The organism is Noviherbaspirillum autotrophicum (assembly GCF_000818395.1).
In the GTDB taxonomy this organism is placed as follows: domain Bacteria; phylum Pseudomonadota; class Gammaproteobacteria; order Burkholderiales; family Burkholderiaceae_D; genus Noviherbaspirillum; species Noviherbaspirillum autotrophicum.
Genome location: NZ_JWJG01000028.1, coordinates 4,629,434 through 4,653,015, shown reverse-complemented (window position 1 = coordinate 4,653,015; position 23,582 = coordinate 4,629,434). Strand labels below are relative to the sequence as shown.

Sequence of the window (23,582 nt, the reverse complement as noted above, 5' to 3'; positions counted from 1 at the left end):
CTGAAGAAATTTCGACTTTCTAAAGTGCTCTTTGTGAATTGCCATTCCATGTAATTTCCTCCCATTTCTATGGGGCTGGTGTTTGAAGTACCCTTGAATTAGGGAGCCTACTACCCCCATGAACATGGGAGGCCGCAGAAGTGGCCAAGTGCTATTCTTTCTAATGAGAAATAATTATGTGCACAGAGAACCATGCCTGCATACGACATCCGTGCTCCGCAGCCTGATGAACTGCGGCCGCTTCAAACCATGCTTAGCGCATGCAACATACCAAGCGAAGCAGTCACCTCGACCAATCTAAGGGATTACCTCATCGTTCGCGAGGGGTTTGATGAAAAGATTATCGCCTGCATTGGGATGGAGCGTCATGGAACGCTTGGTGTAGTCAAGCATTTGGCAGTCGCCATGAATGCAGTGGCCGAGGATTGGGTAACTCAGTTACTTAGCATGATGGAAGACCGGGCGCGAACTGAAGGAATTAAGCAGCTCTTTGTAATGAGCAAGGCTACAGCTGGCTATTTTGAAGGGCGCGGATACCATCGATTGGACCGTGTTCAGTATCCAGAGCTGCTGCGTTGCCAGCCTCGGTTTGCGGATGCGGCACCAGATGAAATTTGTATGACTAAAGTTGTGCCAGAAGACCACAGAATTGACTACGACAGACCGTTCCCGAGAATGGATGGAGCGCGACCGGTGTTTCAGATTCCGCGAGGATGGAAGCCTCCCGCAGACGAATAATAGGTGTGAACAAATTTCGACTACACACGACGGTTGCTCGCGGCACTGAGTCTACTGTCAGGCATAAACATTCGGATGGAATGCTTTCTGCGAGGAGGAGTAGCAGTTGTCAGCGTAATCTGGCCGACAGCATTTCATAACGCTGACATCAAATCTTTACCTCTTACCTGTAGTAAGCCAAATTTGGACTGCCACGAAGTGTTAGATTTCATCGCATCTTGAATCTCGTCGAGCTGCTGAGTTCCGCCAATAACGGTAGTCGGGAGGTTGGCAAAGCTACGTCACAATTGACAGTTGTAGCGTCGCCTAGCTCGCAATAAATTTGATAGCATGTTATTCCTGCAAATTTTATTGCGACTATGTCCAATCTTCCTCCTGACTCCAAATACAGCAAAATTGACGAAGCCATAGATGATTTCAAGAGACGGCATAAAGCTGACAATCTTCAGCAAGGCACGCCTGAGTGGGAGGCTGCCGTAGCAACGGCGATAGAGAAGCACCAGTTGCACCAGGAACGAAGCGATTTTGTTGAACGTCTTGGAAAAGAATTACCCAAGAAGGCTGACGGTTGTATCCGGGATGGAAAACTCACAAAGTGCAATCAAGGTCCTTGGGTTGGAGTGAAGTGCACGTTATGCGGGAAAACCGGAAAACTTGGCGCCCCTGACAAGGATGTCGCGGCGATACGCTAAGCACGACGCACGTACGGACATCCAGAATAGGACGAACTAGGAAGTTCGGAATCTGACACATCCTGTCCAGTTAAGGCACAATTTTTACCTCCTAGCGAGGAGCATATCCAGCCTTACGTAATTCCTCCCTTATTCTCTCGCCGGCCATTATCATGAGATACGCATTTTGCTCTGATGTCGCTAGTTCGCGATAATCCGCAAATGTGGCCTTCTTGAGAAATAAAGCATACTCTCGTGCCTCATCTTCAGTAAGTTGTACTTCAAACCGGACAGTCCTGGTAGTTTCGTTCATTGTGTCTCCAACGTTAAGGCATGCAACATCTCGGTATGAAGTATCAGGTATGAGCATACCTGAGGAAACAGATGTTGAGAAAGGGGCTCGTGGCCGTCAGATGTGCGTTCATACGAGCACATTTTCCAACCGCAACAAGTTGTTCTACGCAATAAGAACTGGCAGTGTTGACGAAAATACTGAGTAAGCCATAGGGGCGATAGCCTTCTATCGGTCATCTTGATATAAGCTGTAGTCGCGCAGAATGATACGGGCCACAGTCCCGACCGGTCGAGCCCATACTGGGCATGGTGAAACTGTTAGAAAGCATTCTGAGCGCCAGTCGTCCAACTTGCTGCTCGCAATTCGACTCCGAGCGGACCAAACAGACCGGACGAATCCATATCCGTTTTTTTCGGAGGATTCGTAATGGTTAAAAAATCTGTTAAGTCAAAGCGTCTACCGGCACCAAACCATTTCCCGCTCTTGAAGATACCAAGCGTGTCAGCTTGGCGTCATGCCTACATAACCTACTGCACTTTTGCTTTGATTAAGACGTCGTTCGCGCGAAGTCCGGACGGAGTTACTTTCTTTACGTTCTCTGATAGCCATAAATCACCAATAGATATGGGCCAAGTGGCGGCGCCGCAAAATTCCTCCGAAAAGGAATTGGATGCAGTAACAAAAATGGCATCCTCTAATGCGAAAAAGGAGTAGCCATGACGAGACCTAAGTTAGTTATCCTCGAAAAGGAAAATAGCGAGATTGGCCCAGGATATGACGCCGAGCGTAAATTTCGCTCCGAGGCAATCATTCGAGACATGGCGACGTACACCGAGCTCCCGTATTTTGCGTTATCTCCTCAAATCGCTAGCTCGTTTGAGAATCTGGCGGCGGCCCTCAAGAAACCAATGGGTTCTCACGTTAGGAAGGTCGCAAGAGCGCTTGATTGCTTCCTCCTTGTAACCGGTCAAGGTGCACTGCTGCGTGACAAGTGCCACATACAACCTGAGGTTGCACTTCAATTCGCCGGCGCATTGTGGTCAGGTCGATTCATCGAAGGAAACCATAAATCGCGTTACATGCTCGTGTACGCATTAATCATAGTATGCGACAGGCTTCAGATAATCTCCAAAGACAAGTTTCCCCAAATCAGCACAAAGGGCGTGACGAATTTTTGGTGTGAAAAGCGACGAGAATTTGAGAAGCTAGTTTTGGATTCTGAGCAGGTAACGCTGTGCAGAGGTTGGCCGGCACTCGGTACATTTGGATTGAGATGGTACAACCTTCGTGAACTGCATTTGTGCTATGGAGCGCGTTTCGCTGCATCGTTTCATAACGCAATCCAAACGTATTACTCGGGGCGTAGGACGCAACACGCGCTTGGGGTGAAGGAGTTTATCCGCTACCTCGAAATCTCTTCCGAGAAATGGAATGCAGGTCATTTCACAAGCCGCGCTTCCACGACAAAGCTCTTTGCAGGATTTGCTTTGCACTTGGTTAAGACAGATGGCGAAACCCAAGACTACACATATATTGTTCGGAAATGGAATAAATTTTTGGAGTTTCTGGAGGTTGCATTCGCAGCAAATCTATTCGCAAGGTCATATTCGCTTCCTCCATTTCCAAATGCCGGAGGAGCGAATAGGCGAACTAACATCCGTACCGATGCGAACGGAAATAAATGGATATGCAAGCTCATTACGGACATTCCAATTAAAGTATCTGACCAGGAAGCGATTCAGTTAGTGCTTGAAAAAATCCATGTCGACTTAGACGTCGTTGTTCAATGGGCGGAGTTTCACGTAAAGAATATCTGGCACAGGTTCGAGGAATGGAGAAGACTGGCTGTCGCAGGAGCGGTCAGGGAAATAGGCCAGCCAGGAGAGAACCGGCATACTGCCATTACTAAGCGAACGAACCCTAACTGGAGAGAAAACGTGGCCGCTACATTCAAGCACCACGGATTCTATCCATCCAGTGACTCAGAAAAAAAGATAGACCAGCTTTACGAAGGGCTAACAGGTATTGCGGAACTTCTGGCGCTACCTACGTCAATATCCTTGCTGCCTCATATGGCAATTCTGGTTATTGAGCATCCAAAAATTACCGGGAGCTTTCTCACGAATCTTGAGATGTACGACAAGAATGCGCGTCTTTCTGGCATTACCGACTTCGGTGGGAGCTGGATAATCGACGGTGTCAAACTTCGTAAGGGACCATCGACGGCTCAGCAGACATTCTCGCTCTCAGACCGTGCAAAAGAAGTCTTGGAACAGGTTGTAGCGCTAACCCAACCGCTACGAAAATACCTTAAAGAACAAGGGAATCCGCTATGGAGACGTGTCTTTCTGCATTGTGGAAAAGGATTTGCTTACCCTACCGAAGTGCTACCAAGTTCATTAATCCACGGTTGCATTCCGGAACTCACGGCGCAGTTCGAGGCATTTTTTTCTGGTAGCCGCGCCGAGCTTGAACGATTCGTACAGAGGTTTAGTCTCGCGACTCTCCGTTCCCAAACAGTAGTGGCGGAGTACATTAAGAGGCCTGATATAGCACTTGTGGCAAGGCGTCTTGGCCACGAGAGGCTCAACTACAAACAGTTGGACCGTTATATACCTCCGCCATTGTTGGCATTCTTTCAGGAGCGATGGGTTCGTCTGTTTCAGTGTGCTGTCCTACTCGAAGCGCTGAAGGACAGTCCATACAAGCTTCGAGCAACCGGATTTTCGTCGATGGAGGAAGTTCACACATTCTTGGCGAACCATGCGCTGCAAGTTAGGAGGGGAGGAAATGAAAGCAGCATGGACAGAACTATTTTGAACATCGAAGATAAGGTTGTATTTGGGCTAAGCGTTGATTCGATAGCAGTGATGGAGAGCATACGAATTGCAGTTCAGCGCCATCCCAGTCCCTGTGGTCCTTTATCAACTGCGTGGGCAATGCTCGCCACACGTATAAGAGCCTTCGCTGATTCATCTGAGAACATGATGGAGTTCTCGATGATGTTCGAAGAGGCAAAAGGGAGAGTCAATCCTGACTTGTACAAGGGCCTTCTTCATGCATAACTCGTTTCCTGCTACTGCATTACGTGCCTTGGAAGTTTTTTATGAAGGAGGCCTAAATTCATTTGAGGAAGGCGACATACTCGGAGTGGATTATGTATCCCCGATTTGGGCAATATCCGTTGGTAATCTAAACTGGAAAATAGATTGGAGGGTCCGGTTTGGTGACGGACTTCTAACGGATAGGGCATTCGCCGATACATGGAAGATTTTTCGCTCTTGGTTGATTTTGCAGGTCCACCCACGCTTTACCGGCGGGTACTTAACCGACCCAGCAGTAAAGAGAGGCGCCATTAACCGGGTAACCGGTTTTATTGACTATCTACTCTTGCATCAAGATAAATATAAGTTACCTCAATTCGGATTGTCTGCGCTTACTGAAAATGACGTGCTAAACATTCTGCGAGATATCGAGAGCCATGCTGACGAAGCGGCAGCGTTTTACAACTGGAAGAGAAAGCTAGCTCAGTGGCTTGATTCGGTCGTTGATGAGAATGAGCCAGAGATTGAGCGTGAGTTAGAGAAGAACAAAGAACTACAAGAAAATGACCTTCCAATTGAGGATTGGGTACTAACACCGGATTCAGAGAAGGTATTACGGTGGAGGGCGGCGCTTTCTGTCAAAAGACTCTATAGCTCGAAGGGGCATCCAGATTTCAAACGGCATTACTCGTCAACCAAAATCAGTAAGGTTTTGCTTAAGGATACGCTTAGAGGGCAAGCGGTTATTAAGCCTCTCTATCGTGAGCTGTGTTATGCGCCAGTAGAACGAACAATCAGGGAAAAGGACCCAGTGCCGGTTAGGAGCGACGATGTTCGGCCAACTGAGGTAACGGTAAGAAGCCGCCGCCGTGCCTTTTTCAGTTTGGAACTCTTGGCAGAAGCGGGCATGAGAATTCCGGTAGATGTTCTCGTGAATTGCAAAGATAAGCGCGGAATAGAAAGCAAAAGCATACGTGCACTAGGACGGTACGCGACGGTTCCGTTTAAACACTTAATGGCTGGTATTCGAAATGGAATCGACATGGTTTATGACCATTCCGAAAAGCTTTTCGACGCCTATGTGTGCGTTCTCAGCGATGCAATCAAAAGAAAAATGGCTCCTGCCGCACTGGTGCAATCGGTGGGTGTGCAACATTTCTTAAGCAAAGATGTGCTGAATCTAGGTGTTGCCGAGTGGTCCCTGTCATCAAAGATAAGCGGTGCCTCTTCTGTTCGGTTGCCGGGAGATGCGCGGATAAACGAAACTCGTGTCGCACAGTATTTCTCGGACTTTAGGGCCAACCGTGGAATGGTCGAATTACTGCGAGTAATGGTCGGCGCAATGGAGTATGACTTCGGTGCGATGACGGCTCGACGTCAAGGTGAGCTAATCGACCTGACACCCCAAGGGGCTTTAGACGAAACTGGACGATATGTTGGATTTAAGAATAGAAAATCTGGCGCTCACGGTCTTCGCCAGTTCGAGCTACGGCCAGCTCCGCCACTGTGCCGCGACATTGTAGAGCTGAGTAAAAAGTTGCATCTTAACCTTGAACAGGCTGGCGTAAAGATGCCGCCTCATAGGTTGTTTGACCTACCAGGTGTCGCTGGCATTCGAGCAGTATCTACGTCAACGTATAACGAAGCGTTGGACGCGTTTTGTGATTACGTATCTTTTGGTCTTGATAGTAAAGGGCGTCGCTGGTACGTACGGCAGCACCAGTTGCGACGTTTTTTCGCTTTAGCTTTCTTCTACGGAACCAAATACGGGAATGTTTCAACGTTGAGATGGATGCTTGGTCATTCGGATGCAGAGCATGTATGGCATTACATTACCGGTAGTGTCCCTGGGGAAATTTTGGATGAGGTTCGTAGTTATTTTTTGGCCGATGTGCTGACTTCGGGAAGCTGGAAGAAGGAGATTGAGATTTCAGAATCTGCGTTTTGTAAGCTGGGAGATGCTACTCAGACAGTCTTCGGCACAAGAAATTTCTCGCTAATTGATAGTGATACTTTTGAGTTGTTTATTGCTGGTCTCTTAAGGAAAGGGCTGTCCGTAAACCCGCACTTTATTTCTGATGCTAGTGGAAAATCATATCGAATTGCAGTCACGTTCTCGGAAGGTTGGCCAAGATGATATCGTCAGCAAAAACCCCTATCGAGCGTGCAGTATCGGACCTACATACCCTGCTTGAGAAAATCTGCATAGCACCTAGCATGTACTTGCATGACCCGGATTTGCTGGCAGCACTTTCGAGACAAGAAAGGCTGGGGGCGTTTGAAAGTAAAAAATACGGTGTTAGAAGAACGTCCCGCAGTTCCATTGAACGTGTTTGTAACCGACTCTTGTCCGGCGGGTACCCAGCCTTCGATGCATTACGTCGACGTGCGTTGGAAAAGATAACTGATGCCTGCGCGGCAATTGAAAATCAACATATAGGAAGGAAGCGAACACGGGAAGATTTTCGTGCCTCTGCTGCGGAAATGAAGAACACGGCTAATCGACGTTTAATGGATTGCTTTCACTTGACGTCAGCGGTTCACAAATGTTTGTCAGTTGGCCGAAAGGTTGCGGAAATGGACGACAGGAAATTGGCAGTTGAACTGTGGAAGCGCGAAGAAAAGGTGATTCTCGCAATGCTAACTTTGGCGAAGGAGTTGGTGGTTCGCGAGGCGAGTGAAGAAGAAAAGTGGGCGCGTGCATTGCGGGGAATTGTATGCGGCGGAAACAACTGTTCTTAAATGCGCCGGATGGTGCACGAATCTTTTCATCACTGGACGAAGATGGTTATGTGCATTTTAGGGAAGCACCAGGGCTCCCTCTGCCTTATTGGCCCGATGGTCGCTGGTGTTTCGAGATTGCTTTGTTCATTAAGGAGTGTGCAGAAAAAGGAGCGTCGACGTTTAATCGAGGTGGAACATTGGGGACATATGCATCGAATCTCGCACTACTCTGCCGGTTTTGTTGGAGAAGAGGTATATCGTTTCATGCTCTTTTGGACGACGATTTTTCCCAATTCATTCGGGAATTGACTGAGGAGCGGATTCTCCGTAAGGGAACTATCGAACAGAAAAGATGTGGCACGACTGTTATCAAAATCGGTAGGCGTTGCTTGGAGTTCCTATCTTTTATAGCAGAGCTCTTTAGGATTCCGAATTTCGTCAAACGTGATGGGGTGATTCGAGCTTGGAAGGCGCGCTACGAATACAGCGGAAGGAATGGTCGGAAATTCGTCAGATACGGTTGGCATCATTCCTCGTTCCCACCAGCGTCACCTGTCCATAAGCGTGGACCAGTTGATGATGAAGATGTTCGCCGCCTTCGAAAGCTAGCGAGTTTCACTAAAAGCCGCAGTCCTAAGAGCCACTACCCATTGGAAATGGCAAAGGTGCGGGACAGGAGGCGCTTGGTTGTCCTGTCTCTTCTCGATTGTGGTTTGCGCGTTGGTGAGGTGTCGCAAGTTACTGTGGATGCAGTTAGAGAGGCATTAAAAATGGAGGTGCCTCACTTAAAAGTTTGGAGTTTAAAGAAAAGGAAGATTGAACATAGAAGCGTTCCTGTTTTACGCAGCGAATTGAAATTCTTCTTAGACTATGTAGATTTTTGGCGAAGCCGAGTCGTTGAAAAGTATTTAGGCAGTGGAAACGACCACGGATTCTTGCTCGTTAGTACTAAATCGGGCATGCAACTTAAGCCGCAAATCATATCTTCTGAGATAAGGCTAATGAAGATGGAGGCGGGTATAAAGAACCCCTGTCATTCACACTTATTTCGTCATCGATTTGTTTGCGACCAAATTCTGCTGTTCATCCAGAGTTGCGGTGCCAAGGAACGTTCTGAGCTTGAGAAATTGCTTCAATTCGAGGGTTTTCTCAAGGAGCTCATAATGATTACTGGTCATTCCTCAGTGGACTCGCTTAACACGTATATCGACTGGGCTTTTATAAAGCTGGCAAGCGAAGAGAAGGCTCCTTTTGCAGACCCGTTTGCTCTCAAGGTAAATGCGCAAGTGCAGCTCGAAGTTCTTGCCAAGCAATTCAGTGAATTATCTCTCGATGAACTTCGAGGAGCGGTGGGGCGGTTGATTGCAACACTTTCAGATGTTCCACAAGCGAAGTTCGTGGGCACCGGGAATTGAATTAAGTTCCTACTTTCAATCGTGTAGTGGGAGCCATAACCTGAGATTTTGGCAAGCGTCCACCGCGACATCTATAGATGCACTCTGGTAGTTCACATCGGGTGTGGCGGACAGGATAGGTGCATTGGCGTTTTTCTAACTTCATGAGGCGGTCGGCCCGTGGTAGCAGTATCGCGGAGACAAGCCCGCGGTGACGAGGCAGGGTCGCCGGAGAGACGGCAATCTCCCACAATGCTTCCCAAAATTTCACCCGATGATTCCCACGGCCCACAGAGCATTATCTGACGGGGCAGAAAATCTGACCTTCCAAGTCTTGCTACAAATCGGAGCGCACGAGAATGCCTTTTTAGTGGCTCGATAAAGTCATCGCCCCGGCTCTCAGCTTACTGTTGTTCAGCAGGGCTTTGTTCAAATTTATTCTAAGTGACTGAATATTAAATATATTTGGCTTGAGTAAATTGGTGGCTCATCGCGAAATCTCGGATTCGTCCAGAAACAGCACGCCGCGATGCGCCAGCGAGATTTCTCCCGGTCGCGGCGTACCTCCGCCGCCCACCAGCGCGACGCCCGACGCAGTGTGGTGCGGCGCGCGATAAGGCCGGGCTTTCCAGCGCCCGGTCGAGAAGCCGCCGGACAGCGATTGCACGGCTGCTGACTCCAGCGCTTCCTCATCCGTCATGGGCGGCAGAATGCCGGGAAAGCGCGCTGCCAGCATCGATTTTCCGGTACCGGGCGGGCCGACAAGCAGGGCGCTGTGGCCGCCGGCGGCGGCCACCTCCAGTGCGCGTTTGGCATGCGACTGGCCCTTAACGTCGGCAAAATCCGGATAGTCCGGCCGTACTGCGGCTGCCTGCGCGTAATGCCGGGCCAGCCTAGTATCGCCATCGGCGGCGGCAAAGTGTGCGCAGACCTGCAGCAGCGAATCGGCCGGAAAGACCGCGGCGTCGCCGACCAGCGCCGCTTCGTCCGCGCTGGCGCGCGGCAGGATGAAGGCACGCTCGCGGCCCGATGTGTCACTGGCGCGATGCATCGCATAAGTCATCGCCAGCGCGCCGCGGATCGGCCGCAGTTCGCCCGACAGCGACAGCTCGCCGGCGAATTCATACTTGTCCAGTTCGTCGGCCGGCATCTGGCCGGAGGCGGCGAGAATGCCAAGCGCGATCGGCAAATCGAAGCGGCCCGACTCCTTCGGCAGATCGGCCGGCGCCAGATTGACGGTGATGCGCCGTGCCGGAAATTCGAAGCGCGCATTCTGCAAGGCGGCGCGCACGCGGTCCTTGGATTCCTTGACCTCGGTTTCCGGCAGGCCGACGATCGTAAAGGAGGGCAAGCCGTTCGCCAGATGCACTTCGACGGTGACTTCCGGCGCGTGCATGCCGGCCAGTGCGCGGCTTTTCAGGACCGCGAGGCTCATTACTTGGTTTTCAGCTGCGCTTCCAGCTCGGCCACGCGTTTTTCCAGTTCGTCCAGCTTGGCGCGGGTCTTGGCCAGCACCTGGGTCTGGATATCGAATTCCTCGCGCGTGACCAGATCCAGCCGGGAAAAGCCCTGGGTCAGCATGGCCTTCACATTCTTTTCAATGTCTTTGGCGGGCGAGTTTTCCAGCGCCTGGTTGATCTTGGCTTGCAGGTCATTAAAGAAGTTGTTTGCGTTCATGATGAATCCAAATGTCAATGTGCCGCACGTCCGTGGTGCGCCTTGCGATGGTGCGCCTCAAGATGGTGCGAGTTTTCCGGTGCACTGATTTAAATGAGGGCGTGCGCGGCCTGAAAGGGGCGTTTAAATAAAAAAATGATAACGCATACCCTGAGGAAAAGGGTGGCATGGGTTCTGCTAATACCCCTTCGAATCGTATTAGAACCCATTTTTCGTTCCAACACCGCTAAAAGGGATATGCCATGAAAAAAATGATTCTCGCCACCGCAGTAATGGCCGCCTTTGCAGGCAGTTATGCTCAGGCAGAAGACAATAAGCCGGATCATGAAGTCAGCTTCAACGCTTCCATCGTCAGCGACTACCGTTATCGCGGCATCTCGCAGACGCGCCTGGATCCCGCGTTGCAGGGCGGTGCCGACTACACGCACAACCCGACCGGATTGTATGCCGGCACATGGCTTTCCACCATTAAATGGATCAAGGATGCTGGCGGTGACGGAAATATCGAGTGGGATATCTATGGCGGCAAGCGTGGTGAAATCACCAAGGACGTCTCATATGACGTCGGCGCGCTGACCTATGTCTATCCATCCAATGGCCTGAACCCGAGCGCAAACACCACCGAACTCTATGGACAGGTCGGTTTCGGCCCGGGCTACGTCAAGTACTCGCATTCCGTGACCAACCTGTTCGGCTTTGCCGACAGCAAGAACAGCGGCTATCTCGACATCGGTGCCAACGTCGAAGTGGCGCAAGGCCTGACCCTGAACCTGCACGCCGGCCGCCAGCGCGTGCGCGGCCCGTCCAGCGCAGCGAGCTACAACGACTGGAAGGTCGGGCTGACCAAGGACTTCGGCATCGTCACCGGCAGTGCCGCGCTGATCGGCACCACCCTGACTGTTCCCGGACCGGATGGTGAGAACCTGGGCAAGAACGGTCTGGTTGTCTCTGTCGGCAAAACCTTTTAATCGAGGCCATCATGAAACTGATCACTGCGATCATCAAACCATTCAAGCTCGACGAGGTGCGCGAAGCATTGTCCGCCATCGGCGTGCAGGGCATCACCGTCACCGAGGTCAAGGGCTTCGGCCGCCAGAAAGGCCATACCGAGCTGTACCGTGGCGCGGAATACGTGGTCGATTTCCTGCCCAAGACCAAGATCGAAGCCGCGGTCGACGACGCCATCCTCGACCGCGCGATCGAAGCCATCGAGTCGTCCGCCCGCACCGGCAAGATCGGCGACGGCAAGATTTTTGTCTACGACTTGCAGCAAGTCGTGCGTATCCGTACCGGCGAAACCGGCAAAGAAGCCCTCTAAGGAGAATGACATGATGAGACGATTGGCAAGCTTCCTGGCAGCCGGCGCCCTGCTGTTTGCAGTGGGCGTTTCGTTGCCTGCCACCGCCGCTGACGCGCCGGCGGCATCCGCAGCCGCTTCCGTAGACGCACCTGCCGCCGCGGCAGCACCTGCGGCCAGCGACGCGGCTCCTGCGGCTGCTGCACCGGCACCGACGCCCAACAAGGGCGATACCGCCTGGATGATGGTGGCGACCCTGCTCGTGATCCTGATGACGATCCCGGGCCTGGCTTTGTTCTACGGCGGCCTGGTGCGCTCGAAGAACATGCTGTCGATCCTGATGCAGGTATTCATGATCTTTGCGCTGATCATCGTGCTGTGGTGTATCTACGGCTATTCGCTGGCGTTTACCGAAGGCGGCGCGTTCATCGGCAAGTTCGATCGCCTGTTCCTGAACGGCATCTGGGATCCGGCCAAGGGATCGTTCGCCACTGCCGCGACCTTCAGCAAGGGCGTGGTGATTCCGGAGTTCGTGTTCGTGGCGTTCCAGGCGACCTTCGCGGCGATTACCTGCGGCCTGATCATCGGCGCCTTCGCTGAGCGCGCCAAGTTCTCCGCCGTGCTGCTGTTCGTGGTGCTGTGGTTCACCTTCTCCTACCTGCCGATTGCGCACATGGTCTGGTTCTGGCCCGGCCCGGACGCGATCACGGATGCGGCAACCTTGGCAGCGGCTACCGAAAAGGCGGGCTGGCTGTGGCAAAAGGGCGCGCTCGACTTCGCGGGCGGTACCGTGGTGCATATCAATGCGGCCGTTGCCGGCATCGTCGGCGCCTTCGTGGTCGGCAAGCGTATCGGCTACGGCCGCGAATCGATGGCGCCGCACTCGCTGACGCTGACCATGGTCGGTGCCTCGCTGCTGTGGGTGGGCTGGTTCGGCTTTAACGCCGGTTCCGCGCTGGAAGCCGGTGACGTGGCGGCCTTGGCCTTCGTCAACACGCTCCTGGCGACGGCTGCCGCCACCGTGTCCTGGGTGTTCGGCGAGTGGATGGCAAAAGGCAAGCCTTCCATGCTCGGCGGCGCGTCAGGCGCGGTTGCCGGCTTGGTGGCGATTACCCCGGCGTGCGGCTTCGTCGGTCCGATGGGGGCGCTGGTGATGGGCTTGCTGGCCGGCGTCGTCTGCCTGTGGGGCGTCAATGGCTTGAAGCGCCTGCTCGGCGCCGACGATTCGCTCGACGTGTTCGGCGTGCACGGCGTCGGTGGCATCCTGGGCGCCTTGCTGACCGGCGTGTTCGCATCGCCGTCGCTCGGCGGCCAGGGCATCTTCGATTACGTGGCCAACAAGATGTCGTCCGAACCGTATTCGATCGCGGGCCAGGTCTGGGTCCAGTTCCAAGGCGTGATCACGACGATCATCTGGTCTGGCCTGGTGTCCCTGGTGGCATACAAGCTGGTCGACTTGCTAATTGGCATGCGCGTGCCGGAAGAGCAGGAGCGCGAAGGCTTGGATATCACCGCCCACGGCGAATCCGCTTATCACGGCTGATTTTTCGGATCGCACAGCATTCCCCATCCGCTGCGGCGGATGACAAGGCGCCTCGCAAGAGGCGCTTTTTTTTTCGTCCTGTCGCACCGCAGCGCGGGATGCCGGCCAAGCAACGCGTTTTCCCCTTTAAATTGCCCGATTTGCCCTGATCTGGAAAAGGCCCAGATCCGAGCGATGAATCTATTGTCATCTGTGAAATGAAATCCATCGCCTCGGCGTATCCATTACAACATCCGGCAGACGCAAGACAGGGATTGCCGTTAGAATCAGCGTCAATCCTCTTGCAAATATGCTTATACCTTTAAGGTTTATATGGTTCCGCACCTCGTCACGGCCCTGAATGGCCCGCTACTTGACCTCGAAAAGAAGATTCTCAATGCGACGCCGGCCATCGAGCGCTGGTTCCGGCTCGAATGGCAAGAACATACCCCGCCGTTTTACTGTTCGGTGGACTTGCGCAATGCTGGCTTCAAGCTGGCGCCGGTCGATACCAACCTGTTCCCGGGCGGCTTCAACAACCTGTCTTCCGAGATGCTGCCGCTGGCCGTGCAGGCGGCAATGGCGGCGATTGAAAAATATTGTCCGGACGCCAAGAACCTGCTCCTGATTCCGGAAAAACACACCCGCAATACGTTCTACCTGCAGAATGTCGCGCGCCTGATCCAGATCTTCCGCCAGACCGGCCTGAATGTGCGGCTCGGGTCGCTGTCGGACGAGGTGAAGGAGCCAACCAATATCGAGCTGCCGGACGGCACCGTATTGACGCTCGAACCATTGGAGCGCTCGCCCAACGGCCGCCGCCTCGGCTTGAAGAACTTCGATCCGTGCACGATCCTGCTCAATAACGATTTGTCGTCCGGTATTCCGAAGATCTTGGAAAACCTGCCGGAACAAAATCTCTTGCCGCCGCTGCATGCTGGCTGGACGGTGCGCCGCAAGACCAACCACTTCGCGGCCTACGATGAGGTGGTCAAGAAATTCGCCAAGCTGATCGATGTCGACGGCTGGATGCTCAATCCCTATTTCGCCAAGTGCAGTCAGATCAATTTCCAGGAGCGCACCGGCGAGGATTGCCTCGCCGCCAGCGTCGACACGCTGCTGGCCAAGATCCGCAAGAAGTACAAGGAATACGGGATCAAGGAAACGCCGTTCGTGATCGTGAAAGCCGACGCCGGCACCTACGGCATGGGCATCATGACGGTCAAGGACGCCAGCGAGGTGAAGGACCTGAACCGCAAGCAGCGCAACAAGATGTCGGTGGTGAAGGAGGGGCTGGAAGTCAACGATGTGATCATCCAGGAAGGCGTGCATACCTTCGAGCACATCAACGATGCGGTGGCCGAGCCGGTGGTCTACATGATCGACCGCTACGTCGTCGGCGGCTTTTACCGCGTGCATGCCGAGCGCGGTGTCGACGAGAACCTGAATTCTCCGGGCGCGCATTTCGTGCCGCTGGCATTCGCGCAGCAACATGCGCTACCCGACTTGGGCGCCAAGCCCGGCACCGCCGCGCCGAACCGTTTCTACATGTACGGCGTGGTGGCGCGCCTGGCCTTGCTGGCGGCATCGATCGAGCTGGAAAAGACCGACCCGAATCCGGAAATTTACTAGGCCCTGTCTCATGAAATTCGCCTTCCTGGCCGACCCGCTCGACCATTTCAAGACCTACAAGGACACGACCTACGCAATGATGGCCGAGGCGGCGCGCCGCAGCCACGAGATTTATGCCTTCGAGCAGCGCGACATGGCGTTCGAGAGCGGCAAGGTGCTCGCCAATGTCGCGCGCATCACGATCACCGGCGACCTCAAGGATTGGTACCGGGCCGAGGCGGCACGGCCGGTGCAGTTGCACGAATTCGATGCGGTCATGGTGCGCAAGGACCCGCCGTTCAACATGGAGTACATCTACGCCACGTACTTGCTCGAACTGGCGGAGCGGCAGGGCGCGCGCATCCTCAACCGGCCGGAGGCGATCCGCAGCCATAACGAGAAAATGGCGATCACCGAATTCGCGCAATTCATCTCGCCGACCCTGGTCACCAGCGATGCCTCCCGGGTGCGCGCCTTCCACCACGAGCACAGGGACATCATCCTCAAGCCGCTGGACGGCATGGGCGGCATCGGCATTTTCCGTGTCAAGGAAGACGGCCTCAATCTCGGTTCGATTGTCGAAACGCTCACCGCCAACGGCGCGCATACCATCATGGTGCAGCGCTTCATCCCCGAAATCGCACAGGGCGACAAACGGGTGCTGCTGATCGGCGGCGCAGTCGCGCCATTCTGTCTGGCGCGCATCCCTCAGGGGGGCGAAGTGCGTGGCAATCTGGCCGTCGGCGGCCTCGGCGTAGCGCAACCGATTTCGGCGCGCGACCGGGAAATCGGCGAAACGCTTGCGCCAATTCTTTTGAAGCGCGGCTTATTGCTGGTAGGATTGGATGTTATTGGGGATTACTTGACGGAAATTAACGTCACTAGCCCCACCTGTTTCCAGGAAATCGCGCAACAGACCGGCTTTAACGTCGCGGCCATGTTCGTCGATGCGCTGGAAAAGCAGTGCACATAAAATAACCTGCGCGGCAAGCCGCGCAGGATAAAAGGATAGACCGCTTTTGTTTGGGGACACCGTTCTGTTTATTCCCGCTTGATCATTCCGGGTACCGAAGACCATGATTGGCATTCTTCTCTTGACGCATGCACCGTTGGGTAACGCCTTTATTGACGCGGCGACCCATGTGTTTCGCGCTCGCCCGGAAAGAATGGAATCGATCGACGTGACGGCCGACCAGGATACGGCCGAGGTCAATCGCCTGGCCAAGGAAGCGATCGCCCGCCTGGACGACGGCTCGGGCGTCTTGGTGATTACCGACGTCATGGGTGGCACGCCTTGCAACTGCACGCTGCGCCTGGGCGATCCCGGTCATGTTGAAGTGATTGCCGGTATCAGCCTGCCGATGCTGCTGCGGGCGCTGACTTACCGTAACGACACGCTCGACGTCGTGGTGGAAATGGCGCTGGCCGGCGGCCAGAGCGGCGCGGTCAGGGTCGACAATCGCGTCCGCCTCGGGCCAAACTAATAATTTCAAACATGATTCAACAAGAAATCGAAATCGTAAACAAGCTCGGACTGCATGCGCGCGCCTCCGCCAAGCTGACCCAGCTGGCGGCGAAATTCCAGAGCGAGGTCTGGATGACCCGCAATGCGCGGCGCGTCAATGCCAAGTCCATCATGGGCGTGATGATGCTGGCCGCAGGCAAGGGAGCAAAGGTCATTCTGGAAACCGACGGCGCCGACGAAAAGGCGTGCTTTGACGCGCTCGTCGAGCTGATCCAGAATAAGTTCGGCGAAGGCGAATAATCCAGGCGAAGATCGATGGCCTCTTTCACGCTCCATGGCATCCCCGTTTCGCGCGGGATCGCGATCGGCCGCGCGCACCTCCTGGCGCCAGCCGCGCTCGACGTCAAGCATTACCTGATTCCGCAGGAGCAGGTCGAAGCCGAAGTGCAGCGCCTGCAAAAGGCGATCGCGACCGTCCATAAAGAGCTGCAAACCATCTGGAACGATCTGCCGAAGGATTCGCCGGCCGAACTGGGCGCGTTCATCGACGTACATGCGCTGATCCTGTCGGACCCGATGATCGCCGAAGTACCGCTCGATATCATCCGCACGCGCTTCTACAACGCCGAATGGGCGCTGCTGACGCAAATCGACGAATTGTCGGCGCAGTTCGATGAAATCGAGGATGCCTACTTGCGCGAACGCAAGTCCGACATCCAGCAGGTCGGCGAGCGCGTGCTGAAGGTGTTGACCGGCAGCGCCAACGCCTTGCCGGCCGGGGACGGCAGCGAGGGCGCCGGTCGCATGATCGTCGTCGCGCACGACATCTCGCCGGCCGACATGCTGCGCTTCAAGGACCGCGCTTTCGGCGGTTTCGTCACCGATCTCGGCGGCCAGAATTCGCATACCGCCATCGTCGCGCGCAGCCTCGACATTCCGGCCGTGGTTGGCATGTATAACGCGTCGATGCTGATCCGGCAGGATGACTGGGTGATCATCGACGGCGACGCCGGCGTCGTGATCGTCGACCCTACGCCGGCCGTACTGGAGCAGTACCGCGAGCGCCAGGCGCGCCTGCTGCGCGAGCGCAAGAAGCTCGGCAAGCTGAAAAAGATGCCGGCGGTGACCAAGGATGGCACCGAAATTACCCTCTTGGCGAATATCGAATTACCGGAGGATTGCACCGCGGCGATGGAGGCGGGCGCCATGGGCGTCGGCCTGTTCCGTTCCGAATACCTGTTCATGGGCCGCGCCGGTTTCGTCAACAAGCTGCCGTCCGAGGACGAGCAGTTCGAGTCCTATCGCCAGGCCGTGGCGGCGATGAAGGGACGTCCGGTCACCATCCGCACGCTCGACATCGGCGCAGACAAGCCGCTCGACATGGCCGAGCAGACTTCGCTCAATCCGGCGCTGGGCCTGCGCGCGATCCGCTTTTGCCTGGCCGAGCCGCAGATGTTCCTGGCGCAGCTGCGAGCGATTTTGCGTGCCTCCGCCTACGGTCCGGTCAAGCTTCTGATCCCGATGCTGGCGCACGCGTTCGAGATCGACCAGAGCCTGGCGATGATCGAGCAGGCCAAGGCGCAGCTGCGCGACGCCGGCAAGAAGTTCGATCCGCTCATTCCGATTGGCGCGATGATCGAGATTCCCGCGGCGGCGCTGACCTTGCCGATGTTCGTCAAGAAGATGGATTTCCTGTCGATTGGCACCAACGACCTGATTCAGTATACGCTGGCGATCGATCGTGCCGACCACGAGGTGGCGCACCTGTACAACCCGCTGCATCCGGCGGTGCTGTACCTGCTGGCGTCTACGATTTCGATTGCCACCAAGGCGGGCATTCCGGTGGCGGTATGCGGCGAGATGGCCGGCGACATGAAGCTGACGCGGCTTTTGCTCGGCATGGGGCTACGCGAGTTTTCGATGCACCCGACCCAGCTGCTGGCGGTCAAGCATGAAATCCTGAACAGCGACCTCAACGAGATCACTCCGTCGGTGAAGAAGATCCTGCGCTCGTTCGACCCGATGGCGATTGCCGAGGCCGTCAATCAGCTCAATCAGGCCGGCGCGGTTTGACGGACTGCACCGGCTTGGGTATTCTTACGGTGCGCCGATTTGATAATCAGCTTGCGGGCGCCTAATAAATACGGCTAAAGCGTGCTTGCATGTGAGCCCAGAATTTAGCCCGATAAGCTGACCAGCTGTCGGGCTTTTTCATTTCAGGTTCAAATAATTCTACTTCGGGACCTTTATGCCATCCCTAGGGATCGTTGCACCGCAATCGATGCATTTCAAGGCGCCGCTCAAGTTGAGCAGCGGCGCGTCGCTTTCCGACTACACGCTGGTCTATGAAACCTACGGCACGCTCAACGCGGACCGCTCGAATGCGGTGCTGGTGTGCCACGCATTGAATGCTTCGCACCATGTCGCCGGCATGTACGAAGGCGAGGGCGGCAAGAAGAACATCGGCTGGTGGGACAACATGGTAGGCCCCGGCAAGCCGCTCGACACCGACCGCTTTTTTGTCATCGGCATCAACAATCTCGGTTCGTGCTTCGGCTCGACCGGGCCGATGCACACCAACCCGGCCACCGGCAAGCCCTACGGCGCGGATTTTCCCGTGGTGACGGTCGAAGACTGGGTGCGCGCACAGGCGCGCCTGGCCGACGAGCTCGGCATCAAGCAATTTGCGGCTGTCATGGGCGGCTCGCTCGGCGGCATGCAGGCGCTGTCCTGGAGCCTGCTGTTCCCGGAACGCGTGCGGCATGCGATCGTGATTGCGTCCACGCCCAAGCTGTCGGCGCAAAACATCGCGTTCAATGATGTCGCGCGCCAGGCGATCCTGACCGACCCCGATTTCCATGGCGGCGACTATTATGCCCACGGCGTGGTGCCCAAGCGCGGTCTGCGCGTGGCGCGCATGATCGGCCACATCACTTATCTGTCCGACGACAGCATGGCGGAGAAATTCGGCCGCGGCCTGCGCAACGGCGGCTATCAGTTCGGCTTCGGCGTCGATTTCGAAATCGAATCGTACCTGCGCTATCAGGGCGACAAGTTTTCCGAATACTTCGACGCCAATACCTACCTGCTGATCACCAAGGCGCTCGATTACTTCGATCCGGCGCGCGAGCATGACGACGATCTGACCAAGGCGCTGGCCGCCACGCAGGCGCAGTTCCTGCTGGTGTCCTTCACCACCGACTGGCGCTTCTCGCCCGAGCGCAGCCGCGAAATCGTACAGGCGCTGGTCAACAACAAGCGCAAGGTGACCTATGCCGAGATCGCCGCGCCGCACGGGCATGACGCATTCCTGCTGGAAGACGCGCGCTACATGAACGTGGTGCGCGCCTATTACGACCGCATTGGGAAAGAAATCGACAACAGGAGGCGCGCATGAATTTCCAGGAGCTGAGTATTTTGCGTGCCGACCTCGCGTTCATCGCGCACTGGGTGCGCGATGCATCCCATGTGCTCGACCTTGGCTGCGGCGACGGCGTGATGCTGGACTATCTCCAAACGGGGAAGCAATGCCTCGGCTACGGTGTCGAAATCGACGACAACAAGATACCGCTTTGCGTCGAGCGCGGCGTCGCGGTGATCCAGCAAGACCTGGAAGCGGGCCTGGCAATGTTTGCCGATAATGCATTCGATACCGTGCTGTGCTTGTCGGCCTTGCAAATGATGAAGAACGTGGAGGGCGTGCTGCGCGATATCGCGCGCGTCGGGCGCGAAGCGATCGTCTCGTTCCCGAACTTCGCCTACTGGCCGCACCGGTTTGCACTGCTGCGCGGGCGCATGCCGGTATCGAAGTCGCTGCCGTACGAATGGTATGACACGCCCAACCTGCGTTGCGCCACGATCAAGGATTTTGAGGAACTTGCGAACCGGGTCGGACTCGAAGTGCTCGAATGTGTGGCGTTGCAAGACGGCAAGCCCGTTAACTTCCTGCCAAACTGGCGTGGCAGTCTGGCCGTGTTCCGCTTCCGTAAAAAATAAACTCTGTTCGCGAGCACGCTTATGACTCAGGCAGCGCCCAACGCTACCGACCCCGCCACGCCACCCGGCTGGCGCCATTACTTCAACCGGCAGATGCTGATCTGCGTGTCGCTCGGCTTTTCCTCCGGCCTGCCGCTGTTCATCCTGTACAACCTGCTGTCGGCCTGGCTGAAGTCGGAAAACGTCGACCTCAAGGCGATCGGCCTGTTCGCGCTGGTCGGCTTCCCCTATACCTGGAAGTTCGTCTGGTCGCCGCTGATGGACCGCTTCCATTTCCCGCTGCTGGGGCGGCGACGCGGCTGGATGCTGGTGACGCAGCTGCTGTTGCTCGGTGCGGTCGGCGCGTTAGGGTTCTATTCGCCAAAAACCGACCTGACCGCCATTATTGTGCTGTGCGGCGCAATCGCCTTTCTGTCGGCCAGCCAGGATATCGTGATTGACGCCTACCGGCGCGAGATGCTGACGGACCAGCAGCAGGGCTCCGGCACGGCCATCTTCGTCAATGCGTACAAGCTGTCGACCCTGGTGCCCGGCTCGCTGTCGCTGATCCTGTCGGACTTCCTGAGCTGGCAGGCGGTGTTCGCCATCACGGCGCTGTTCATGCTACCCGGCGTGCTGACCACGCTGCTGGTGTCCGAGCCGAAGCTCTATGGCGCACCGCCGAAGAACCTTCGCGAGGCGGTCGTATTGCCATTTCGCGAATTCATCAACCGCAGCGGCTGGTCCTATGCGCTGTGGGTGCTGGCATTCATCTTCCTGTACAAGCTGGGCGACTCGATGGCGACCGCGCTGGCCACGCCCTTCTATCTCGACCTCGGCTTTACCCGCACCCAGATCGGCCTGGTGGCAAAGAATGCTGGGCTGTGGGCCAGCCTGGGCGGAGGCATCCTGGGCGCCGTGTGGCTGGAAAAGACCGGCGTCAACCGCGGCTTGTGGATTTTTGGCGCGCTGCAGGCGATCGCGATCCTCGGCTTTGCGGCGCTGGCGTGGGTCGGTGGCGTCAGCACCAACGAACATGCGACCCTGATGCTGGGCGCCGTCATCGGCCTGGAAGCGTTTGCGGTCGGCCTCGGCACCGCGGCGTTCACCGCCTTCATCGCCACCACCACCGATCCGCGCTATACAGCCACCCAATATGCGCTGTTTACCAGCCTGGCGGCGGTGCCGCGCACCTTTTTCAATGCCGCCACCGGCTATATCGTGACGCAAACCGGCTGGACCACCTTCTTCCTGGTGTGCTTTGCGCTGGCCTTGCCCGGCATGCTGATGCTGCCGAAAATCGCGCCCTGGAATCAAAAATAGCGTCTGAACCTAGCGGAGGAAACCGATGAAGCGAAACGTCGTTGCGGTACTGCTTGCGATTGTTTGCGGCATTGGATCGTCCGCCGCGATGGCCAAGGACCGGGCGCAAGGCGCGGACGATGGCGTGAAGGTCGACGGCATGTCGCCCTTGCGCAAGCTGGTGCCGGAAGAGCAGATCGAAGCGATGGCGCTCGAACAGTACGCCGGCATGAAGCAGCAGGCCGGGCAGCACGGTGCGCTGGTGCCGGACACGCATCCGCAAGTCGTGCGGTTGCGCGCCATTGCCAACAGGATCATTCCGCAGGCCGCGCGCTGGAATCCGCGCGCCGCGCAGTGGCAATGGGAAATCAACCTGATCGCCTCCAAGGACGTCAATGCATTCTGCATGCCGGGCGGAAAGATCGCTGTGTTCAGCGGCTTGCTGAGCACGCTGAAGCTGACCGACGACGAGCTGGCCATCGTGCTCGGCCATGAAATCGCGCACGCCTTGCGCGAGCATGGCCGCGAGCGCATGGCCAAGGGGACGCTGGTCAATCTGGGCGCGTCGCTCGGTTCGGCATTGCTGGGCCTGAAAGACACCGGCCAAATGGTGATGGGGCAGGGCGCAAAACTGGTCTTGCTGAAATTCTCGCGCAGCGACGAAACCGAAGCGGATCTGGTCGGGCTCGATATCGCGGCGCGTGCCGGCTATGACCCGCGCGCCGGCATCGCGCTGTGGCAGAAGATGAATGCAGCCGACAAGGGCGCACCGCCGCAGTGGCTGTCCACCCACCCCGCCGGCAAGAACCGCATCGCCGATATCCGCAAGCATCTGCCGGAAGTGCTGCCGCTGTATGCGAAAGCGAAAGGGGTGGCGCCCGGCGCGCTGCCCCCGTATCAAAGCAATCGCAGCGGGCTCGCGCCTATCCCTTGAGGAAGGCCGACGCGCCGTTGTACTCGATAGTCAGCGGCGCGTGGTCGGAAAAGCGTTCGTCCTTGTAGATCGACACCGCGTTCGCCTTGTCCGCGATGCCCGGCGTGGTGATGTGGTAGTCGATACGCCATCCAACGTTCTTCGCCCACGCCTGGCCGCGGTTGCTCCACCAGGTGTACTGCTCGGCGCGCGGATCGACCCGGCGGAATGCGTCGACCAAGCCGACTTCGTCGAAAACCCGCGTCAGCCAATCCCGTTCCTGCGGCAAAAAGCCGGAATTCTTCTGGTTGCTTTTCCAGTTTTTCAGGTCGATTTCCTTGTGTGCGATATTCCAGTCGCCGCAGATGACGACTTCGCGTCCGCTTGCCTTCAGCTCGGCCAGGTGCGGCAGGAATACTTCCATGAAGCGGAACTTGGCCTGCTGCCGCTCTTCGCTCGACGAGCCGGACGGACAGTACACCGAGATCACGGACAGCTTGCCGAAATCGCAGCGCACATAGCGCCCCTCGGCGTCGAATTCCGGGCAGCCGAAGCCGATCTGCACTGCGTCCGGCTTGATGGAGGAATACACGCCGGCGCCGGAGTAGCCCTTCTTCTCCGCATAGTGGAAGTGGCCGTGATAGCCGGGCGGAGCGAGGAAATCCGGGGTCATGTCGCCGGCCTGCGCCTTCAGTTCCTGGACGCAGACGAAATGTGCGGATTGCTTCGACATCCAGTCGAAAAAGCCTTTCTTGGCGGCGGAGCGGATGCCGTTCAGGTTGGCGGAGATAATCTTGAGCATGGTTCGGGTAGAGAAAATAACGCGGCAAGCATAACTGATCCGCACAAAATTTGCGGTGCCGGCGCATGCCGGTATGACGGCCGCACTGCAGATCCAATTACAATGGCAGCCTGTTACGGCGCACCGGCCGGTCTTGTTAATCACACAAATCG

At 56.1% G+C, this 23,582-nt stretch carries 21 protein-coding genes and 1 pseudogene; 18 read left to right on the top strand and 4 right to left on the bottom strand.

Translation table 11 applies throughout. The features are described 5' to 3' along the window. Positions 1 to 192: 192 nt before the first annotated feature. Complete coding sequence (locus TSA66_RS22910) at positions 193 to 738, top strand: GNAT family N-acetyltransferase (RefSeq protein WP_040041678.1); 546 nt, start codon at positions 193 to 195, stop codon at positions 736 to 738. Between the two features lie 359 nt (positions 739 to 1,097). After that, positions 1,098 to 1,430, top strand: coding sequence for a hypothetical protein (locus TSA66_RS22905; protein WP_040041677.1), 333 nt, complete (start codon positions 1,098 to 1,100; stop codon positions 1,428 to 1,430). A gap of 91 nt (positions 1,431 to 1,521) precedes the next feature. Here TSA66_RS22905 and TSA66_RS22900 read toward each other — a convergent pair whose 3' ends face one another. Further along, positions 1,522 to 1,722, bottom strand: a complete 201-nt coding sequence (locus tag TSA66_RS22900; protein WP_040041676.1) for a DUF7706 family protein — start codon at positions 1,720 to 1,722, stop codon at positions 1,522 to 1,524. A 698-nt stretch (positions 1,723 to 2,420) separates the two neighbouring features. Between TSA66_RS22900 and TSA66_RS22895 the strand changes: the two genes are divergently transcribed. From TSA66_RS22895 to TSA66_RS22880, 4 genes are all read left to right on the top strand, one after another. Beyond that, positions 2,421 to 4,769, top strand: a complete 2,349-nt coding sequence (locus TSA66_RS22895; RefSeq protein WP_040041675.1) for a hypothetical protein — start codon at positions 2,421 to 2,423, stop codon at positions 4,767 to 4,769. Next, positions 4,762 to 6,885: a hypothetical protein gene (locus tag TSA66_RS22890; protein ID WP_040041674.1), complete on the top strand. Its 2,124-nt coding sequence runs from the start codon at positions 4,762 to 4,764 to the stop codon at positions 6,883 to 6,885. Before TSA66_RS22895 ends, TSA66_RS22890 begins: the two co-directional genes overlap by 8 nt. Before the next feature lie 80 nt (positions 6,886 to 6,965). Then, positions 6,966 to 7,490, top strand: a complete 525-nt coding sequence (locus TSA66_RS27185) for a hypothetical protein (protein ID WP_157691756.1) — start codon at positions 6,966 to 6,968, stop codon at positions 7,488 to 7,490. Continuing rightward, on the top strand, positions 7,466 to 8,887 hold the full coding sequence (locus tag TSA66_RS22880) for a site-specific integrase (protein WP_084199831.1): 1,422 nt from the start codon (positions 7,466 to 7,468) through the stop codon (positions 8,885 to 8,887). Before TSA66_RS27185 ends, TSA66_RS22880 begins: the two co-directional genes overlap by 25 nt. A gap of 484 nt (positions 8,888 to 9,371) precedes the next feature. On the opposite strand, the pseudogene TSA66_RS22875 reads toward TSA66_RS22880, so the two are convergent. Further along, positions 9,372 to 10,301, bottom strand: a pseudogene (locus tag TSA66_RS22875) (YifB family Mg chelatase-like AAA ATPase); the annotation flags it as partial. Further along, positions 10,301 to 10,543, bottom strand: coding sequence for an accessory factor UbiK family protein (locus TSA66_RS22870; protein ID WP_040042903.1), 243 nt, complete (start codon positions 10,541 to 10,543; stop codon positions 10,301 to 10,303). The gene TSA66_RS22870 and the pseudogene TSA66_RS22875, both read right to left, overlap by 1 nt. 242 nt (positions 10,544 to 10,785) lie before the next feature. On the opposite strand from TSA66_RS22870, the gene TSA66_RS22865 reads away from it, so the two are divergent. From TSA66_RS22865 to TSA66_RS22810, 12 genes are all read left to right on the top strand, one after another. Then, a complete protein-coding gene (locus TSA66_RS22865; RefSeq protein WP_040041671.1) occupies positions 10,786 to 11,511 on the top strand; it encodes a TorF family putative porin in 726 nt (241 codons plus the stop codon). A gap of 11 nt (positions 11,512 to 11,522) precedes the next feature. Beyond that, positions 11,523 to 11,861: a P-II family nitrogen regulator gene (locus TSA66_RS22860; protein WP_040041670.1), complete on the top strand. Its 339-nt coding sequence runs from the start codon at positions 11,523 to 11,525 to the stop codon at positions 11,859 to 11,861. A gap of 10 nt (positions 11,862 to 11,871) precedes the next feature. Beyond that, complete coding sequence (locus TSA66_RS22855) at positions 11,872 to 13,383, top strand: ammonium transporter (protein WP_040041669.1); 1,512 nt, start codon at positions 11,872 to 11,874, stop codon at positions 13,381 to 13,383. Between the two features lie 312 nt (positions 13,384 to 13,695). Then, positions 13,696 to 14,994 (top strand): glutamate--cysteine ligase, encoded by a 1,299-nt coding sequence (gshA, locus tag TSA66_RS22850; RefSeq protein WP_040041668.1) that lies wholly within the window; start codon positions 13,696 to 13,698, stop codon positions 14,992 to 14,994. A 10-nt stretch (positions 14,995 to 15,004) separates the two neighbouring features. Further along, on the top strand, positions 15,005 to 15,946 hold the full coding sequence (gshB, locus tag TSA66_RS22845; RefSeq protein WP_040041667.1) for a glutathione synthase: 942 nt from the start codon (positions 15,005 to 15,007) through the stop codon (positions 15,944 to 15,946). Between the two features lie 103 nt (positions 15,947 to 16,049). Then, the gene (locus TSA66_RS22840) at positions 16,050 to 16,457 is read left to right on the top strand and encodes a PTS sugar transporter subunit IIA (RefSeq protein WP_040041666.1); all 408 of its coding nucleotides are present in this window, start codon (positions 16,050 to 16,052) and stop codon (positions 16,455 to 16,457) included. A gap of 11 nt (positions 16,458 to 16,468) precedes the next feature. Continuing rightward, entirely contained in the window at positions 16,469 to 16,738 is a 270-nt protein-coding gene (locus TSA66_RS22835) for an HPr family phosphocarrier protein (protein WP_040041665.1), read from the top strand. Between the two features lie 15 nt (positions 16,739 to 16,753). Then, positions 16,754 to 18,511, top strand: a complete 1,758-nt coding sequence (gene ptsP / locus TSA66_RS22830) for a phosphoenolpyruvate--protein phosphotransferase (RefSeq protein WP_040041664.1) — start codon at positions 16,754 to 16,756, stop codon at positions 18,509 to 18,511. A gap of 175 nt (positions 18,512 to 18,686) precedes the next feature. Then, positions 18,687 to 19,835: a homoserine O-succinyltransferase MetX gene (gene metX, locus TSA66_RS22825; protein WP_040041663.1), complete on the top strand. Its 1,149-nt coding sequence runs from the start codon at positions 18,687 to 18,689 to the stop codon at positions 19,833 to 19,835. Further along, complete coding sequence (metW, locus tag TSA66_RS22820; RefSeq protein WP_040041662.1) at positions 19,832 to 20,434, top strand: methionine biosynthesis protein MetW; 603 nt, start codon at positions 19,832 to 19,834, stop codon at positions 20,432 to 20,434. Before metX ends, metW begins: the two co-directional genes overlap by 4 nt. 21 nt (positions 20,435 to 20,455) lie before the next feature. Further along, entirely contained in the window at positions 20,456 to 21,736 is a 1,281-nt protein-coding gene (locus TSA66_RS22815; protein WP_040041661.1) for an AmpG family muropeptide MFS transporter, read from the top strand. A gap of 25 nt (positions 21,737 to 21,761) precedes the next feature. Beyond that, positions 21,762 to 22,649: a M48 family metallopeptidase gene (locus TSA66_RS22810; protein ID WP_040041660.1), complete on the top strand. Its 888-nt coding sequence runs from the start codon at positions 21,762 to 21,764 to the stop codon at positions 22,647 to 22,649. Here TSA66_RS22810 and TSA66_RS22805 read toward each other — a convergent pair. Next, positions 22,639 to 23,430 carry an exodeoxyribonuclease III gene (locus TSA66_RS22805; protein ID WP_040041659.1) on the bottom strand — a complete coding sequence of 264 codons (792 nt, stop codon included), beginning with the start codon at positions 23,428 to 23,430 and terminating at the stop codon, positions 22,639 to 22,641. The two genes, TSA66_RS22810 and TSA66_RS22805, sit on opposite strands and share 11 nt — an antisense overlap. Positions 23,431 to 23,582: the final 152 nt, after the last annotated feature.